Genomic DNA, 417 nt, shown 5'->3' with positions numbered 1-417 from the left:
CAGCGGCCGAACGGGTGGTGCGTGCCCCCGGTGAACCCCGCGTGACGTTTGCAGTATGAACCGTCCCGCGTCTCCATGATCTGTCAGGACATAGAGGGCGTACGGCTGGTGAGGTACGCGCGTCCGGAAGTCGACCTTGTGTGCTCCCTGTGACGTTCGGAAGAGTGGGCGGCGTTCAACCGGCGCGGGCGTGGCTTTTTCTGTGCTCCACCCCCGTGGCCGTACGCCTTCCGGTCCGGCGAGGTCCCCACAACCCCTCCGGGCCGTCCCCCCACAGGAGGACGTGAGTTGAAGCACCGACGCATACCCAGGCGCCGTGCCGTCATGGCGGGTGCGGGCATCGCCGCACTGGCCGCGGGCGCGGTCACCTTCCAGACTGCGAACGCCAGCGAGGTCCCGGCCGACGCCGCGCCCCGC

The 417-nt window shown here is 69.8% G+C and carries 1 pseudogene; it reads left to right on the top strand.

The features are described 5' to 3' along the window. Positions 1 to 288 precede the first annotated feature (288 nt). A pseudogene (locus LPA54_RS42780) lies at positions 289 to 417 on the top strand (S1 family peptidase); the annotation flags it as partial.

It is taken from the genome of Streptomyces sp. DH12, assembly GCF_020873895.1.
In the GTDB taxonomy this organism is placed as follows: Bacteria; Actinomycetota; Actinomycetes; order Streptomycetales; family Streptomycetaceae; genus Streptomyces.
The sequence above is the reverse complement of the archived record's forward strand: the minus strand, read 5'-3'. Positions and strand labels throughout refer to the sequence as shown.